This window comes from Pseudoclavibacter terrae, assembly GCF_008831075.1.
Lineage (GTDB): Bacteria > Actinomycetota > Actinomycetes > Actinomycetales > Microbacteriaceae > Pseudoclavibacter > Pseudoclavibacter terrae.
In genome coordinates this window covers 309,586-326,708 of record NZ_WBJX01000002.1, presented here as the reverse complement: position 1 = coordinate 326,708, position 17,123 = coordinate 309,586, and the positions used below count along the sequence as shown (strand labels likewise).

Sequence of the window (17,123 nt, the reverse complement as noted above, 5' to 3'; positions counted from 1 at the left end):
GAACTACTCCGCGGCCTTCCAGGCTGCCGAGAAGTCGAGTCGGCTGGACGCTTCGAACTGGGTGCCCTGCACGCCGGGCGCCTGGACGAGGTTCGTCGACAGCTGGATGACGGGAACTGCGTAGCCCTCCTCGAGCAGCTGCGTGACGGCGTCGTCGACCGAGGTCTGGCGCGCATCCGCGTCGATGACGGCCGCCTGCGAGTTGAGGACCTCGTCGATCGGGCCCACCTCGCGGTAGTTGTACTTGTTGCCGCCTTCGGCCGAGAAGAAGATGCGCAGCGCGTCCGGGTCGGCGCGGGTGATGTTTGCCCAGGTGAACGGCTGCGTGCCGTCGTTGATGGCAGTGACGTCGGCGATGGGTGCCTCGCGGAGCTGGAGGTCGATGCCGACGGCTGCCAGCTGCACCTGCACCTGCTCGAGCACGTTCGTGGTCGGCTGCCAGTAGGCGAGCTCGAAGGTCAGCTTCTGCCCGTCCTTCTCGCGGACGCCGTCGGCTCCTTCGGTCCAGCCTGCTTCGTCGAGCAGCTTGGCGGCTTCCTCGGTGTTGAACTCGAGGATGTCGCTCTTGTCGCTGTAGTACGGGGTCGAGGTTGCGAGCACGCTCGTCGCCGGGCTGTCCTCCGGCGTCAGGAGCGCGAGGAGCTCCTCGCGGTTGATGCTCTTCTGCACGGCGAGGCGCACCTTCTCGTCCGAGAGGATGGGGTGGGAGGCGTTCGGGATGAGGTTGTACACGACGCCCGGGTTCGCCCGGTTCTCGACGGTCGCTCCGGCGCTCTTGAGCGGGTCGAGGTCGACGAAGGACACGTCGGTCGACACGTCGAGCTGACCGGACTGGAGCGAGCCGGTGAGGGTCGAGGCCTCTGGGATGACCGAGTACGTGATGGTGTCGAGGTAGGGACGCTCGGTGTTCCCGGTCGTGGACGCACCCCACGCGTAGTCCTCGCGCGCGGTGAGCACGGTCTCGGCGTTCGGCGTGTACGACTCGACGGAGAACGGGCCGGAACCGACGAGGTTGCCGGCACAGCGCTCTTCCTGGCTGAGCTTGCTGCTTTCCGTGGAGACGAGCCCGAGCGTGAAGGTCGAGGTCGCCTGCAGGAACTGCGCGGACGGCTCGGCGAAGGTGTAGGTGACGGTCTGCGGGTCGACGACCGTCACCGATTCGAGGCCGGCCAGGTAGAGATTGCCCAGCGGCGACTTCGCGCCGAGCGCTTGGATGCCCTCGGCGTTGGCCTTGACGGCCTCCGCGTCGATCGGCGTGCCGTCGGCGAAGGTCGGGCCCTCGGCGAGGGTGAAGGTGAACTCCTTGGCGTCGTCGGAGATCTCCCACGACTCGGCGAGCCACGGCAGCACCTCACCCGTCTCGACGTCCTGCGTCGTGAGCGACGCGACGGTCTGGCGGGCGATGTTGACGTTGTTGTTGTTGCCGACCTGCGCTGGGTCGATGCATCCGATGTCGCTGAGGATGCCGACGCGGAGGTTGCCGCCCTGCACGGGGTCCGCATCCGCCGCCGGAGTCGCCCCGGACTGCCCGGCGCACGACGCCAGGGCCATCATCCCGACCGCAGCGAGGGCGGCAGCGGAGAGGGATCTGGTCGAGCGGGTCATCTGGACTCCTTCGTGGTGGGGATGTCCAGAGACTAGGAAGACGGCCGCCAGCGGAAGCGGGCGGCCGAAATCTCGAGTACCAGGGGGACACGCGGGGTCACATTCCGCGTGGCAGGTCCTCAGGCGAGGAACGCCGCGAGGTCCTGGAGCTCCTGCGGCGAGATGCCGTGCGCGAGCCCCGGGTAGACCTTCTCCGTCGGGGTGGCGTGCTCCGCGAGCCAGCCCGTGGTGCGCTCGAAGGTCGTGTCGCTGATGATCTGGTCCCGGTCTCCGCGACCGAAGAACACCGGCGGGCGGATGCGTGCCAGCTCGGCGTCACCGGGTTGCTCGCCCTGGAGGGAGAAGCCGGAGAGCACGGCGCCCCGCGCGAACCGCTGCGGGTCGCGTCGGAGGAGCTGCGTCACCATGAGCCCACCCTGGGAGAACCCGACGGGGATGATGCTCGCAGTCGGCGGCGTGTGCTCGTCGAGCCAGGCGAGCACTGCGTGGGTCGCGGCCGCGGCCTGCGCCGGGTCCGGGAGCCCGGGGCGCTCGATGGGCACCCACGCGTACGAGCCGACCTCGGCGGGTGTCTGCTCGCGGAGAACGAGCGGCGCGCGGAGCGAGGCCCAGGCGAAGGCGTCGCCGAGTGACGGGAGGAGGCTGGTGAGGTCGTCCTCGTGGGAGCCGTAGCCGTGCATGAGCAGCAGGATCGGACGGGCGGTCGCCTCGTCCTGAAGGCTTCCCCCAGCGGAGGTGAGGGCCGTCGTGATGGCGAGGTGGCTCATGCGGCGACCGCCTGGTCGCGTGTTCGCAGCACCACTTCGGAGCGCCACGGGTCCAGCACGGTGATGGAGGCGCCGTCATCCGCGAACTGCAGGCCTGCGCCCCGAAGTCGGTCGGCGACCGCATCGAGCTCGTCGCGGGCAGGCACCTCGATGGTGAGCTGGCCGAGTCCGAGAGTCGCGGCTCGGGGGCCGGCTCCCGCGCTGTTCCACACGTTGAGGGCGACGTGGTGGTGGTAGCCGCCTGCGCTCACGAAGAGGGCACCCGGATAGGTCGTGGTCGTCTCGAAGCCGAGGGTGTCGACGTAGAACCCTCGAGCGGTGTCGACGTCGCCGACCTGCAGGTGCACGTGGCCGACGTCGGCTGCTGCGGTGTTCGGCGCATCCGCGGTCGCTTCGACGAGGTTGGCGCGCAGGTAGGCGTTCGGGTCGAGGAACTCGGTCGACATGGCGATGCGGCCTGAGGCGTCGAGCCAGGTGTCGCGGGGCCGGTCGGTGTAGAGCTCGATGCCGTTGCCCTCCGGATCGGTGAAGTAGAACGCCTCGCTCACGTGGTGGTCGGAGGAGCCGACGAACTGCGAGCGCTTGTGCTGTGCGGCTCGGTAGACCGTCGCGGCGAGGTCGCTCGGCGTCTCGAAGAGGAGCGCCGTGTGGAAGAGCCCAGCGGCACGGCGCGAAGGAATCGGGAGGCCCGGGGTGTGGCGCAGGCGCACCAGCGGAGTCTGCCCACGGCCGAGCGTGATCTCGCCGTCGGCCTCAGCCATCGGCTCGAGCGCGAGGGCAGTTCGGTAGTACTCGGATTGCGCGGCGAGGTCGCCGACGTGGAGGGAGACGAGGCCCATGCCGGTGCCTGCGTCGAGCTTGTCGCCGTCTGTTGTCGTCATGCCAGGAACCGTAGCACTCAAAAACTTGCATCTACAACTAAAAGTCGGGACAATGGGGCAATGACCGAACCCAGATGGCTGACCGCAGACGAGCAGCACTCGTGGCTGCACTTCATCGGGGTCGTCGAGCTCCTCCCGGGGGCACTCGACACTCAGCTCGGCAATGACGCCGGCGTCACGCACTACGAGTACCTCGTGATGGCCGTACTCTCGGAATCGCCGGGGCGCAGCCTGCGGATGACCGACCTCGCGACGCGCACCAACGCGACGCTCCCCCGCCTCTCCAGGGTCGTCCTCGGTCTCGAGCAGCGAGGCTACGTCGAGCGCACGAGCCACCCAGACGATCGCCGGGCGAAGATCGCCAAGCTCAGCGACGAGGGGATGTCGTTCCTCGAGGAGACCGCGCCAGGGCACGTCGCCAAGGTGCGCGAGCTCATCGTCGACGCCCTCACCCCGGAGGAGTTCAGCACGCTCGGCCGCCTCTCCCAGAAGCTGCTGGGCCGGATCGACCCAGAGGACCGTTTCGGCGTGCATCGGGGCCCCGCCGAGCCCTCGACGGGCGACGCGGAACCGCTCGCGCGCCTCGGGATCGGCGCTCCGGCGACGCGCGCGTTGGCGGAGGCTGGCCAGACGATGCTCGGAGACGTCGCTGGAGCGAGCCGCGAGCACCTCCTGTCGCTGCACGGCGTGGGGCCGAGGGCCGTCGGCCTTCTGGAGACCGCGCTCGACGCGCGAGGCCTCGCGCCGCTCCAGCGCTGACGTCGCGGCGCACTCGGGGCACTCGTCCACGCGCCGGGAGCTCAGGCCCCGACGGCACCTCCTGTGCCGAGCAGCTGACCGCTCGGTGCCTCCGCCGACGGCGGCTCGGACGGCAGGCCGAGGGTTTCGCGGAGGGTCGCTCCCGGCGTGTACTCCTCGCGATACACGCCGCGCTCCTGCAGCTCGGGGATGACCTCGTCCACGAACCGGTCGAGCCCGTTCGGGATGAGGGAGGGGACGATCACGAACCCGTCCGCGGCACCGCCCTGCACGTAGCGTGAGATCTCGTCGGCGATGTGGGAGCCGGTTCCGACGAACGTGTGGCGCGTGTTGAGCTTCAGCATGAGCTCTCGGACGCTGAGCGACTCGCGCTCCGCGATTTCCCGGAACTTCGAGATCTGGGCGCGCTGCTTGGAGAGGTCGTTGGCCTGACCGGCACGGATGAGCTGGTCGCCGGGTTCGAGGTCGGGAAGCGGCCCGTCCGGGTCGACGTCGGACAGGTCCCTCCCCCACACCTGCTCGAGCATCGCGATCGCCGTCTGCGGGCTGATCTGGGCGAGTGCCTCCTCGCGGGACCGCTCGCGTGCATCCGCCTCGGAGTCCCCCACGACGAAGGTCGCGGCGGGCATGATGAGGAGCGAGTCCTTCGACCTCCCGACGGCGGGGAGGCGGGACTTGACGTCGTCGAAGAACCGCTTGCCGTCCTCGAAGGCCGCGTGCAGCGAGAAGATGATCTCGGCGTTCGCGGATGCGAAGTCGCGCCCCGCCGGCGAGTCGCCGGCCTGCACGATGACCGGGTACCGTTGCGGGCTTCGCGGCACGTTCGAGATGGTCTCGATGTCGAAGTGCTTGCCGACGTGGTTGATGCGCTGCACGCCGTCCTGGCGCAGGTACTCTCCACGGCCTGGGTTCGCAGCGATCGCGTCGGACTCCCAGGAGTCCCAGAGGCGCTTCGAGAGCCGCACGAACTCCTCGGCGCGCTCGTAGCGCTCCGAGTACTCGAGGAAGCCACCGCGGCGGAAGTTCTGGCCATGGAAGGCGTCGCTTGAGGTGACGACGTTCCAGCCCGCCCTGCCACCGGAGAGGTGGTCGAGCGTCGCGAGCTGGCGTGCGAGGTCGGCGGGCTCGTTGAAGGTGGAGGAGAGCGTGCCGACGAGCCCGATGTGGGTGGTGAGGCTCGCGAGGGCGGCGAGGATCACGAGCGTGTTGGGGCGACCGACGACGTCGAGCTCGTGGATGCGCCCCTTGTGCTCGCGGAGCCGCAGCCCCTCTGCGAGGAAGAGGTAGTCGAACCTGCCGCGCTCCGCTGTCTCCGCGAAGGTGCGGAAGGAGGCGAGGTCGATCTGGCTCCCGGCGTCCGGGTCGGTCCAGATGGTGGTGTTGTTGACGCCGGGGAAATGCGCGGCGAGGTGGACCTGCTTGAGTGGTGAGCTGGTCATGCGCGGTGTGCCTTTCGTGCGGGTGCCGCCTGCGTGGAGCTCCTGGGAGCGCGAGTCGCTGCGGAGCCTGCGGTTCCGGGCCGCTCCGCGTGGGAGGCTGCGAACCGGTTGGCCGGCCGAGGGACGAGGCCGAACGTCTTTCGAAGGCTCGGCGACTTCTCGCGCGGGTTCGGGGGCGCGACGATGCCCCTGGCCTCGAGCATCGGCCGAACGCGGTCGACGAACTCGGCCACGTCGCCGTGCGTGAGCGGGCGGACGCGGACGCCGTCGAGGCCAGCGTCGGCGTACTTCGCGATGAGCTCTGCCGTGATGACGTTCGAGCGCACGACGACCCTCGTGTCGCTGCGATACCCGGAGTCCGCGCGGACACGCTCGTCGAGGGCGCGGAAGTGCTCTTCGGTGGAGCCGTCTTCGTCGCCGAGGAAGATCTCCAGGTCGGCGACGATGCGCAGCGGCTCCCCCGTGCGGCCCACACGCAGCTCCGCGTCCCTGATGGTCGCCACCAGCTCCGCGACCGTCGAGCGACCCGGAGTGATGAACACGACATCTGCCTGCCGAGCCGCGAAGTCGAACGACTCCTCGGCCTGCGCGAGGGCGAAGACGGGGGGCTGGCCCTGCGGTGAGCGGGGCACGATCGATGGCCCCTTGACGCTGAAGTGCTCTCCCTCGAAGTCGGCGTAGTGCAGGCGATCGGCGTCGATGAAGCGGCCGGTGCTCTCGTCGCGGATGACGGCGTCGTCTTCCCAGCTGTCCCAGAGTCGGCGGATGACCTCGACCGCGTCGGTGCCCTCCGCGAAGATCGCGTCGAGGCCGAGCGAGCTCTTGCGGCCGAAGCTCGCGGCCTCGGCCGCACTCGCGCTCAGTTTCGCGCGCAGTCCGGCACGGCCGAGCGAGACGTGGTCGAGGGTCTGGATGCTCGTGGCCGCGTGGAAGGGCTCCGCGTGCGTCAGACCGATGGTCGGGACCAGCCCGATGCGCTTCGTGAGCGGTGCGAGCGACGCTGCCAGGAGGGTCGCGTCGAGCGACACCTCGGCGAGGTCGCGGGGCGCCTCCCAGTCTGGGGCGCCCCCCTCGATCTGGTAGGCGTCCTCGAAGGTGACGTAGTCGATGCCGGCTCGTTCGGCGTGCTGCACGAGGTCGCGCCAGTAGCCGAGCTCGGTGAGCCTGGTGCCGTCACCGCGCGGGAGGACCGTCCAGGCGGCCGGATGCCAGCCAGCTCCCTGGAGGGCGAGTCCGACCGTGAATCGTCCGGGTCCTTGGCGTCTCGTCATGGTGCCTCTCTCACGGGATCGTGGGCCCCACGAACGCCGGAGCAGAGGTGCTGACGGTGCGTGGAGTTGCCCGATCGTAGGTCCGTGCGTGGAGGCCGGGCGTCGGGGCGCGTCACCGACCGAAATGGAGTGCAACATTTCGACGCGCGTCCCGGGGCGGCCGGGCTTCCCCAGCCGATTAGTCTGCTGTTCCATGGAGCTCGAACTCGCAGTCTTCGGCGTCGCCGCGATCCTCATCATCGTCGCGGTCGCCGCGATCGCACCGAGGCTCGGGGTGGCCGCGCCCATCCTGCTGGTCCTCGTGGGCATCGGCGTCGGCTATCTCCCCGGGGTCCCCGACTTCGAGTTCCCGCCGGAGATCATCCTCACGATCGTGCTCCCGCCGATCCTCTACTCGGCCGCCGTGAACGTTCCGCTGACCGACTTTCGCCGCAACCTGCGCTCCATCACCGGCCTGTCCGTGCTGCTCGTGATCATCTCCGCGTTCGGCAGCGGGCTGCTCCTCTTCGCGCTGCTCCCGGAGCTGAACTTCGCCGCAGCGGTCGCGCTCGGCGCCGTCATCAGCCCGCCGGACGCCGTGGCGGCGACAGCCATCGGCAAGCGGCTCGGGCTGCCACCCCGTCTCGTGACGGTGCTCGAGGGCGAGGGGCTCGTGAATGACGCGACGGCCCTCGTCATGCTGCGCAGTGCCATCGCGGCGACGGCCGGGGCCCTCTCGTTCTGGGGTGCGGTCGGCGACTTCGTGCTCGCCGTGGCGCTCGCCGTTGTGCTCGGCGCCGTTGTCGGTGCAGTCACCGTGTTCGTGCGCTCGAAGCTGGGCAGCCCCGTGCTCACGACCGCGATCTCGTTCACGGTGCCGTTCCTGGCCTACGTGCCCACCGAGGAGATCGGTGGCTCCGGCGTGCTCGCCGTCGTCGTCGCCGGTCTCGTCACAGGGCACGCGAGTGCCAGCCGCTTCAGTCCACAGGACCGCATGAGCGAGCGCACCAACTGGCGCACGGCGCAGCTGCTCCTGGAGAACGGCGTCTTCCTCCTCATGGGATTCGAGCTCTCGGCGCTCATCGAGTCGGTCGACGGCGACGAGGACGGCATCGGCCTCCTGCACGCGGTCGGCATCGGGCTCCTCGCGACCGCGGCCCTCGTCCTCATCAGGGTCGCGTTCGTCATTCCCCTGGTGCTGATGCTCCGCAGCGAACAGCGCAGGGCCACGCTCGTCGCTCCTCGCCTCGACCGGTTCCTTGAGCGCGTCGCCGGCAAGGACAACGTGCGGCCACGCCTGCTCGACCGGGCGAAGCGGGCGAGCGCGGACATGGCGTTCTACCGGGACGAGGGGCTGGGCTGGCGCGGTGGAGCCGTGCTCGCCTGGTCGGGGATGCGGGGCGTCGTGACGCTCGCTGCCGCGCAGTCGCTGCCCTCGGATTTCCCGTACCGACCGCAGCTCATCCTCATCGCCTTCACCGTCGCGATCGTCACGCTCGTGGTCCAGGGCGGTTCGCTCCCCTGGCTCATCAAGCGGCTCGGCGTGACCGGCACCGACGCGCAGGCAGACGCGCGGGAGCTCTCGAGCCTCGCTGACGAGGTCTTCGAGGTCGCACAGGATTCGCTCGCGAACCCCGAGCTGCGGCGCGCGGACGGACAGGCGTACGACCCGGAGGTCCTCGAGCAGGTGCGCGCGCTCGCGTCTCGCATGGGCGGCCTCCTCGCCAACCGCGCGGAGCTTGACGAGGATCTCGACGACGCGCACCTGCAGCGCCGAGAGCTCACGCGCATCCTGCTCGAGAACGCCCAGCTCGCGCTGCTCGACGCCAGGTCATCCGGCACCTACTCGTCGCGGACGATCGAGCAGGCCCAGAACCGCCTCGACGCCGAGGCGCTCCGGTTCGGCGGCGCGTGAGGGGACGCACGGGAAAGGGTGGGGCGCCGACTCGATCCGAGTCCGCACCCCACCCCCGTCGGGCCCTGTCGCCGGCCTACGCGGTGGCGTCCAGCGGGTAGCGCAGCGTCGCGGCCACCTCCGCACCGTCGACCAGGTCGCCCCTGCGCACTGCCCTGACCTTCGCGCCGTGCTTGAGGGCGCGCGCCGCGATCTCGTCGACGATCGCGTAGGTGTGCGGACCGGGGGTCTCGGCGCGCGTCAGCCCGCCGTGCTCGTCGAGCTCCCCCTCGAGCGTGGAGTCCATGTCGAAGTAGAGCTCAGCGACGGCGCCCTGCGACGCGGCCCTCGCCACCTCGTTGATCGAGGTCGTCGCGTGCCCGTTGCTGCGCTTCGTCCCGAACTCCTCGCGCCACGTGTTGATCTCGCTGCGGTAGTGGTCGTCGAGGATGCCGCGGGCCTTCGCGTCGAGCTCGCCGGCGGCCAACGACCCGGGATGCGCTCCGATGCGCTGCTCGAGGAGCCCCGGGTACTCGTTCACGGCCCGGTACGCGGTGTCGAAGTCGCCCGTCGCCGCGAGGATGAGCGGTGCGCCCGATTCCCGGAGGATCGGGATGACCTGCTCCTGCACGATCCTCGCGAACCGCTCGTGGCCGATGCGGTCGCCCGTCGTGCCCTGCGCTCGCTGTCGGTCGAAGCGTCCGCCCGTCGTCGTGTGCTCGAGCACCAGAGGGAGGTCGTCGGGGAGCCCCTCGATGGGCAGCTGGCGCGGCTTCGCGTCGGCGAGCACCTCGAAGAGCGTCACCTCGCCTCGGGAGAGCCCGAGCACGAACCCGCAGTTCGGGAAGGTGGTGGCCCGCAGGAGTGCGCCGACATCGAAGCGGTCGCCGACGGCGACATGCTGGCCGAGGCGATTCGCGAGGCGGAAGGTGCGGAAGCGGTCAGGTGAGGCGAGGATGACGAGCGACCGGGATTGCGCCCGCCAGAACTCAGGATCGGACTCCAGCTGCTTCGCTGGATCGAGGGTCTTCGCGATTCGCGTCCGGTCCAGGCCGAGCGCCTCGAGCTCCTTCGCCGCCTGGCTCACCGCCGCGCGCAGCTCAAGTCGAAGAGCCTCCGACTCGCTCGGAGCACTCGATGCCGGGATGGCGATGCTCACGCTGCCCTCGCCCCGGTACTCGGTCAGTTCAAGCAGATCTTCATGGGTGGGAATATCACTTGGCAACATCTCTGCACGCTATTGATTCGGCCTGAGAGTTCGGTCACCGTCGAACACCTAGACTGACGTGGTTACGCCCCTCCACACCCCTCGTACGGCTCAGGACGCAAATCACATCTATGACAGGTAACGCGACTACTCGCTTCCACAACGTCTCGCTGCTGTCGGTCGCGAGCCGCCTTCCGTCGAAGGCCACCGCCTCCTCGGACATCGAAGGCCAGCTCGCCACGGGCCTGAAGCGGTTGAAACTCCCCGGCAACCTCCTCGAGCGCGTCGCCGGGGTCACCGAACGGCGAAACTGGGCCGACGGCGAGTCCTTCACCGACGCGACCGTGGCCGCGGGCCAGGAGGCGCTGCGGCGTGCTGGCGTCGACGCCAGCGACGTGGGCCTCCTCATCAACACCTCCGTGACCCGCACGCACCTCGAGCCCTCGGTTGCCGTCCGCATGCACCACGGTCTGGGGATGCCGAGCTCGGCCGTCAACTTCGACATCGCAAACGCGTGCCTGGGCTTCGTGAACGGCATGACGCTCGCCGCCCAGATGATCGAGGCCGGACAGATCCGCTACGCCATCATCGTCAACGGCGAGGACGCCGACGAGATCCAGGTCAACACCATCAACCGCCTGCTGCGCGACGACATCGGCCGCGAGGACTTCATGAGCGAGTTCGCGAGTCTCACGCTCGGCTCGGGGGCGGCGGCGGCCGTGCTCGGCCGCACCGACGAGCATCCGGAGGGCCACCAGATCCTCGGCGGCGTGACCCGGGCGGCCACCCAGTTCCACGAGCTCTGCGTCGGCAGCGTCCAGGGCATGTTCACCGACGCGAAGGCGCTCCTCAAGGGGGGACTCGACCTCGTCGTCTCCGCCTGGAAGGAAGCCCAGGCCGACTGGAACTGGTCGTCGATGGACCACTACATCACCCACCAGGTCTCCCGCGTGCACACGAACGCGATCGTCAAGGCCGTCGGCCTCGACAGGAAGCGAGTGCCCACGACGTACCCGACGCTCGGCAACGTCGGCCCCGCCTCCATCCCGATCACGCTCGACCTGCAGTCGAGCACGCTGAAGCGCGACGACCGAGTGCTGCTCATGGGGGTCGGTTCAGGCCTGAACACGGCGATGATGGAACTCAAGTGGTGAGGTCGGCCACACGCCCACCCTCCGGCCTGCCCGGGCTCCAAGACCGGTTCAGCCGCATCGTCGATGCTCCGGGCGTCGGCGCGGACGCCGGCACCCGGCGGGGCTGGCATGTCCTCGACACCGGGCCGGCGCTGGCGCAGCTCGGCATCGAGACGGTCGGCACGGTCCTCGCTGTGCACGGCAACCCGACGTGGTCCTACCTGTGGCGCGCCCTCGCCAACGAGTCGCTCGCAGCCGCCGAGTCCGGAGGCACCGCCTGGCGCGTCGTCGCGGTGGACCAGCTCGACATGGGCTTCTCCGAGCGAACCGACGTGCGACGCACGCTCGAGCAGCGCATCCTCGACCTCGGGTCCCTCACCGCCGAGCTCGCGCTGGACGGCCGCGTCGTCTCGCTCGGCCACGACTGGGGCGGCGTCGTCGCCCTCGGCTGGGCGGTCCGCCACCCCGAGCTGCTCGCCGCCGTCGCCTCCCTCAACACCGCCGTCGACCAGCCGAGCGACCTGCCCATCCCGGCGGCACTGCGGCTCGCACGCTTCGGTCCGGTGCTGCGCGCTTCCACGTCGACGAGCCCGGCGTTCCTGCGGACGACGCTCGCCCTTGCGAATCCCCCTCTTCCGACCGAGGTGAAGGCCGCGTACTCCGCGCCGTACCCGGACCGCGCGTCGCGTCTCGGCATCGAACAGTTCGTCGCCGACATCCCCGTCGACGAGGACACCGAGAGCCACGAAGCGCTGCTCGGAGTCTCATCGGGCGTCGCGAAGCTCGAGGTGCCCGCCCTGCTGCTCTGGGGCCCCCGCGACCCGATCTTCACCGACCTCTACCTCGGCGACCTCATGCGTCGGCTCCCCCACGCCGAGGTGCACCGCTTCGAAGGCGCTGGCCACCTCATCGCCGAGGACGCCCCGTACGCGACGCATCTCCTCACCTGGCTCGACGACGTCGCCGCCGGTCGTGCGCGCCGGCGCGAGCAGCCGGCGAACTCCCCCGCCCCGGTCAGCGTCCACAGCTCCGCACCCATGTGGGCGGCCCTCGACGAGCACCGTGACGACCCGTCCGTCGCCGCGCTCGAGATGGGCCGCGGTCCCGACGGGGCACCGCTCGCCGTGTCCTGGCGTCAGCTCGCCGCCCGCGTCGACGAGCTCGCCGCGGGGCTGAGCGCCGTCGGCGTCCGCCGCGGAGACCGCGTCTCGCTGCTCGTGCAGCCCGGCGTGACCCTCACCGCCATCGTCTACGCCTGCCTGCGGATCGGCGCAGTCGTCGTCGTCGCGGACGCGGGCCTCGGCGTCACAGGCCTCTCGCGTGCCGTCCGTGGCGCGTGGCCCGACGTCGTCATCGGGCAGGTCCCCGGGCTGACCGCGGCGAAGGTGCTCGGCTGGCCGGGCCTCCGCATCAGTGCCACGAGCATCCCCGCCAGCAGTCGCGCGGCCCTCGGGGTCGCCCACTCGCTCGCCGAGGTCGCCGAGCTCGGGCGCGGCGCGCCCCTTCCCGATGCCCCCGGCCCCGACGACCTCGCAGCGGTGCTCTTCACCTCCGGCTCCACGGGACCCGCCAAGGGCGTCGTGTACACGCATCACCAGCTGCAGGCCGTGCGAGACACGCTTCGCGACACCTACGGCGTCACCGCCGAATCAGGCCTGGTCACCGGGTTCGCGCCGTTCGCGCTGCTCGGCCCGGCCCTCGGAACACGATCAGTGACCCCGGACATGGACGTCACCTCGCCACGCACACTGACGGCGACGGCTGTTGCCGACGCGGTCATCGCGGCGGACGCCCGCATCGTGTTCCTGTCGCCAGCGGCGATCCTCAACGTCGTCGCGACCCGAGACGCGCTCGACGCGACGCAGCGTGCGGCGCTCGAGCGCGTCCAGACGTTCCTCTCGACGGGCGCGCCCATCGGCGCGAGGCTGCTCGACGATGCCTGCACGCTCATGCCGAACGCCGACGCGCACACGCCCTACGGCATGACCGAGTGCCTGCTCGTGACCGACATCGACCGCGACGGCATCTCGGCCGCGGCGCTCGCCCCCGACGACGGGGTCTGCGTGGGCACGCCCATCGGCAGCAACGTGGTGCGCATCAGCGCCCTCGACTCCACTGGAGCCGCGCGGGGCGAGCCCTCCGACGAGCCCGGCGTGCTCGGCGAGATCGTCATCAGCGCCCCGCACCTCAAAGAGCGCTACGACCGACTCGCGATGACGGACCGCGCCGCAGCGCGCGAACTGCCCCCACAGGGGCGCTGGCATCGCACGGGCGACGTCGGCCACCTCGACGACGAAGGCCGCCTCTGGGTGGAGGGCCGACTCCCACACGTGTTCGTGACAGCGGACGGACCCCTCGCGCCCGTCGGCACCGAGCAGGACCTCGAGACGCTGCCATGGGTTCGGCGCGCTGCCGTCGTCGGGGTCGGCCCAGCCGGCACGGCGCAGGCGGTTGCGGTGCTCGAGACGCGGGAGCCGACCCGTCGGGTGCGCGTCGCCGAAGCGGAACTCGCCGACGCCCTGCGCGCGTCCACGACGCATCCCATCGCGGCCGCCTTCATCGTGCCTGAGCTCCCCACCGACATCAGGCACAACTCGAAGATCGACCGGAGCGCGCTGGCCGCCTGGGCTGAGCGCGCGCTCTCCGGGGAACGGGTCTCGGCGCCGTGAGGGTTCTCGTCACGGGCGCGAGCGGAATGCTGGGGCGCGCCGTCGCGACCGAGCTGCGCGACAGCGGCCACGAGGTCACGACGATGCAGCGCGGTCCCAGCGGCATCGACGGGGTGACGGATGCGCTCGGATCGGTCACCGACGAGGCTGCCGTCGAACGAGCCGTCGCTGGCGCCGAGGGCGTTGTGCACCTCGCCGCCAAGGTGTCGCTGAGCGGCGCGGAACACGAGTTCGAGGCCGTCAACGTCACGGGAACGAAGCGTCTGCTCGCACACGCGAGGGCCGCTGGCGCCACACGCTTCGTCATGGTGTCCTCCCCGTCGGTGGCGCACTTCGGCGCCGCCATCCACGGCGCGAGCGCCGATGAGGCGAGGCCCGATCTCGCGCACGGCAGCTACGCCCGTACGAAGGCGACGGCCGAGCTGCTCGCCCTCGCGGCGGACGCCCCCGAGTTCGCGGTGGTCGCGGTTCGTCCCCACCTCGTCTGGGGGCCGGGCGACACGCAGCTCATCGGGCGCATCCTCGAGCGCGCCACGAAGGGGACCCTCCCGATCCTCGGACGCGGAGCCGCGCTCATCGACTCCTGCTACGTCGACAACGCCGCAACCGGGATCGCAGCGGCGCTCCGTCGAGCGCCCGCCGCGCACGGCAACAGCTACGTGATCACGAACGGCGAGCCGCGCACCGTCGCCGAGCTCATGGAGGGCATCTGCCTGGCCGGCGGCGCGCCACCGCCGCGACTGCGCATCCCAGCCGGGGTGGCTCGTGCCGCGGGGTCGATCATCGAAGGCGTGTGGCGCATCCGACCGGGTCAGGATGAGCCGCCCATGACGCGCTTCCTCGCCGAGCAGCTCTCGACCGCGCACTGGTTCGACCAGCGCCGCACCCGCGCCGACCTCGAGTGGTCGCCCGCGGTCTCCCTCGAAGAGGGATTGCAGCGTCTCGCCGATCACGCCGCTGCGACGCGCAGCACGGCGCAGGCGCAGGGAAGCTAGTCGAGCAGCCCCCGCCGCTCAGCTGCCGCCACGGCCGAGCGGCGGTCACTCGCGCCGAGCTTGCGGAACACGCTGCGGAGCTGCGCGCGGACCGTATGCACGGAGACGAAGCGCTGCGCGGCGATCTGCGCGTTAGTCCAGTTCCTCCCGACGAGGCGCAGGACCTCGATCTCGGCGCTCGAGAGCTCCTCGCCGACGGTGGAGTCGGAGAGGGGCCGCGAGTCGAGTGCGGAGACCACCAGCAGGTCGGCGATGCGCTTCGGCAGCCTGTCGCTGATGGAGGTCATGAGCGCGGCGTCGCTTGTTGTCGCGAAGCGCAGGGCGAACCTGGCGTTGCGATCGTCGAGGCACTGCGTGGCCATCGTTGCGATGCGGTTGGCGGCCGCATCCAGGTTGCCGAGCCGGAGCACGCAGAGGGCCGCGAGCGTGCGCGCGATGGACGCGAAGCGCGGGGCGATCTTGTCGTCGGCGAGGGCGGCTTCGGCGTGGGCGAGGGCCTCCCCGGGTCGGCCGTTCGCGAGCTCGACGAGGGCGCGCGCGACGCTCACGTAGCAGTCGCCCTCCGCGCCGGAGTAGTCCGCCGCCTTCTGGGCGCGCACGCTCTGTCCGCGCGTGAGGTAGAAGGTCGTCGCCGACAGGGTGAGCAGCGTGGATGGCAGCCCGTCGCGCCAGGACGCCGCGCTCAGCTCGAGGAGCTCATCGACCTCGGCGATCGGGTCCTCGTCGCCCACGAGGGCCTCGAGGAGGATGCGCACGCTCGCCCCGGTGTCGTGCGGGAGGACGGAACGGGGGAGGTCGCGAAGCTGCCGCGCCAAGTCGCGCGCCTTCGCTTCCTCGCCGTTGTCGAGCAGGTCGAAGCAGTCCGCGAAGCCCGGCAGGGAGCGACCGGTGAGCTTGGCTGCGTCGGACTGACGCACGCCGGCGATGACCCCGATGATCTCGATGTGCCGGAGCGCGTCGGTGTCGGTGCGGTTGAAGCTCTGGCCGTGCTCGGCGGCGATGTTCGACAGCTCGAGTGCGAGCGGCATGTCCTCGAGGAGGGTTGCCGCCCAGACCAGCACGAGGCAGTCGGCCGCGAAGCGACCGCGGGCGATGGGCGACGCGTGGAGGGCGGCGTGCAGCTTCCCGTCCGCGTCCCGGATGAGGGCCTTCGCGTCGCGAAGGCAGCGTTCGGCAGCGGCACGGTCTCCCCCGAAGGAGGTGGCCAGGGAGTGCCTCGTGACCTGCGAGAACAACCCGATCGGGTCGCTGGCGGCGATGCGCGTCGTGGCGATGCTGGACTCGCGCAGGCTGTGGAGGACGCTCCGTGTGGCGCCGAATCTGCGCCAGCGGAAGAGGGCGATGAGGAGGTTCGTGCTCACGAGCCGCGGGAGCACGCTGGCCGGGGCCTGGAGCATCTCCTCGACGGTCTCGCGTGGGGCGTACTCGTAGATGGTCCTGAAGTGGCGCTGCGCGATCGACTCGACTTCGCCCCAGGCGCGGGCCCGGAGGGAGAGGAAGAGCCTCTGCATGACGTTGCTCTCGCCGGGGAAGGCCGCCACGGCCCGCGCGGCGAGCGCACGGACCTCGTGGGGTGAACGCTCGGCGCTGAGGCGCGCGAAGGTGTCCGCGTGCCAGACGAACTCGCCGTCGAGGGACACCGGGTTGATCTCCGTGACGCCGTACGGGGACGAGGCGAGCTGGTCGAACCAGTGGTCGCCGGTCAGCTCCGGCGCGAGCAGGTGGAGATCTTCCCGAGAAAGGCGCCGCAGGACGCTGGTGGCGCGCATCATCCGCACGGCGTCGACGCGGTCGAGCTCGGCCGGGTCGAATCGACGCAGCTCCTGCAGCGTCAGGGCGGCACTCGAGCTGCCGCTGACGACGGACCAGCCTTCGGCGTGGGCGTTGGCCCGGAATCGCTCCAGCGCGACGCGAGTCGTGAGCGGATGCCCGGCGAACGAGTCGAGGAGCTGCATCCGAAGTTCTCGAGGCGAGCCTGGCGCGTTGGCTGCCAGGACCGCGTTCAGCTCCGACGCGTCGAAGGCGAGGTCTCGGGGCCTGAGGACCACGCCGGAGGCTCCGTGCACGGAGGCCCAATCCGGCATCGACAGCGACGCGATGAGGAATCGCGGGGCGCTCCCCCGGTCCGGGGCCTCATCGCCGTCCGCTGGCATGACGAGCCGCCTGATGCGGTCCCAGAGCTGGTCGTCCTGCGCGACGATGACGTCGTCGACGATCACCGCGAGACGCCCCGAGCGCTTCCCGTCGGCGAGGCTGTCCAGGACACGTTGCAACTCCGAGCGTGACGAGCACCAGACATGCGCCTCGCCGACGGTCTCGAGCTTCGCCTGCATCTGCCGGAGCACCGTGGTGCGGCCGCTCCCCGGCATGCCGACGAGGAAGGTCAGGGCATGGCCCTCGAGCGCGACGCCGGAGAGCCGGTCGCGTTCCGCGATCTGCCACGGCTCTCCCCCGCGGTGATCGCCGTTGAGCGTGGTGCTGGACATTCGCTTCTCTCCTGCTGATTCTCGGCGCCAGGCGCCGT

Annotated in this window: 12 protein-coding genes; 5 read left to right on the top strand and 7 right to left on the bottom strand. The window is 70.6% G+C overall.

All coding sequences use genetic code 11. From position 1 onward, the window contains the following. Nucleotides 1-3: 3 nt before the first annotated feature. The 3 genes from F8O03_RS07775 to F8O03_RS07765 form a co-directional block, all read right to left on the bottom strand. Nucleotides 4-1,605: an ABC transporter substrate-binding protein gene (locus tag F8O03_RS07775; RefSeq protein WP_151423374.1), complete on the bottom strand. Its 1,602-nt coding sequence runs from the start codon at nucleotides 1,603-1,605 to the stop codon at nucleotides 4-6. 119 nt (nucleotides 1,606-1,724) lie between these two features. After that, on the bottom strand, nucleotides 1,725-2,372 hold the full coding sequence (locus F8O03_RS07770; protein ID WP_151423373.1) for an alpha/beta hydrolase: 648 nt from the start codon (nucleotides 2,370-2,372) through the stop codon (nucleotides 1,725-1,727). After that, nucleotides 2,369-3,253, bottom strand: a complete 885-nt coding sequence (locus F8O03_RS07765; protein WP_151423372.1) for a VOC family protein — start codon at nucleotides 3,251-3,253, stop codon at nucleotides 2,369-2,371. Before F8O03_RS07765 ends, F8O03_RS07770 begins: the two co-directional genes overlap by 4 nt. 60 nt (nucleotides 3,254-3,313) lie before the next feature. On the opposite strand from F8O03_RS07765, the gene F8O03_RS07760 reads away from it, so the two are divergent. Further along, entirely contained in the window at nucleotides 3,314-4,012 is a 699-nt protein-coding gene (locus F8O03_RS07760; RefSeq protein ID WP_151423371.1) for a MarR family transcriptional regulator, read from the top strand. A 41-nt stretch (nucleotides 4,013-4,053) separates the two neighbouring features. On the opposite strand, the gene F8O03_RS07755 is transcribed toward F8O03_RS07760, so the two are convergent. Together F8O03_RS07755 and F8O03_RS07750 are read right to left on the bottom strand one after the other, a co-directional pair. Beyond that, nucleotides 4,054-5,451, bottom strand: coding sequence for an NtaA/DmoA family FMN-dependent monooxygenase (locus F8O03_RS07755; protein WP_151423370.1), 1,398 nt, complete (start codon nucleotides 5,449-5,451; stop codon nucleotides 4,054-4,056). Further along, complete coding sequence (locus F8O03_RS07750) at nucleotides 5,448-6,722, bottom strand: LLM class flavin-dependent oxidoreductase (protein WP_151423369.1); 1,275 nt, start codon at nucleotides 6,720-6,722, stop codon at nucleotides 5,448-5,450. The genes F8O03_RS07755 and F8O03_RS07750 overlap by 4 nt, the downstream gene beginning before the upstream one ends. Nucleotides 6,723-6,915: 193 nt before the next feature. Between F8O03_RS07750 and F8O03_RS07745 the strand changes: the two genes are divergently transcribed. After that, nucleotides 6,916-8,616, top strand: a complete 1,701-nt coding sequence (locus F8O03_RS07745; protein ID WP_151423368.1) for a cation:proton antiporter — start codon at nucleotides 6,916-6,918, stop codon at nucleotides 8,614-8,616. Between the two features lie 76 nt (nucleotides 8,617-8,692). Here the strand turns inward: F8O03_RS07745 and F8O03_RS07740 are convergent, their stop codons facing one another. Then, nucleotides 8,693-9,823 (bottom strand): baeRF11 domain-containing protein, encoded by a 1,131-nt coding sequence (locus F8O03_RS07740; protein ID WP_151423367.1) that lies wholly within the window; start codon nucleotides 9,821-9,823, stop codon nucleotides 8,693-8,695. 110 nt (nucleotides 9,824-9,933) lie between these two features. Between F8O03_RS07740 and F8O03_RS07735 the strand changes: the two genes are divergently transcribed. The 3 genes from F8O03_RS07735 to F8O03_RS07725 are packed head-to-tail and all read left to right on the top strand — an operon-like array spanning nucleotide 9,934 to nucleotide 14,599. Continuing rightward, nucleotides 9,934-10,956, top strand: coding sequence for a 3-oxoacyl-ACP synthase III (locus F8O03_RS07735; protein ID WP_151423366.1), 1,023 nt, complete (start codon nucleotides 9,934-9,936; stop codon nucleotides 10,954-10,956). After that, the gene (locus F8O03_RS07730; RefSeq protein ID WP_341872790.1) at nucleotides 10,953-13,604 is read left to right on the top strand and encodes an alpha/beta fold hydrolase; all 2,652 of its coding nucleotides are present in this window, start codon (nucleotides 10,953-10,955) and stop codon (nucleotides 13,602-13,604) included. The genes F8O03_RS07735 and F8O03_RS07730 overlap by 4 nt, the downstream gene beginning before the upstream one ends. Next, nucleotides 13,601-14,599, top strand: a complete 999-nt coding sequence (locus F8O03_RS07725) for an NAD-dependent epimerase/dehydratase family protein (RefSeq protein WP_151423364.1) — start codon at nucleotides 13,601-13,603, stop codon at nucleotides 14,597-14,599. Before F8O03_RS07730 ends, F8O03_RS07725 begins: the two co-directional genes overlap by 4 nt. On the opposite strand, the gene F8O03_RS07720 is transcribed toward F8O03_RS07725, so the two are convergent. After that, nucleotides 14,596-17,085: a LuxR C-terminal-related transcriptional regulator gene (locus tag F8O03_RS07720; protein ID WP_151423363.1), complete on the bottom strand. Its 2,490-nt coding sequence runs from the start codon at nucleotides 17,083-17,085 to the stop codon at nucleotides 14,596-14,598. The two genes, F8O03_RS07725 and F8O03_RS07720, sit on opposite strands and share 4 nt — an antisense overlap. Nucleotides 17,086-17,123: the final 38 nt, after the last annotated feature.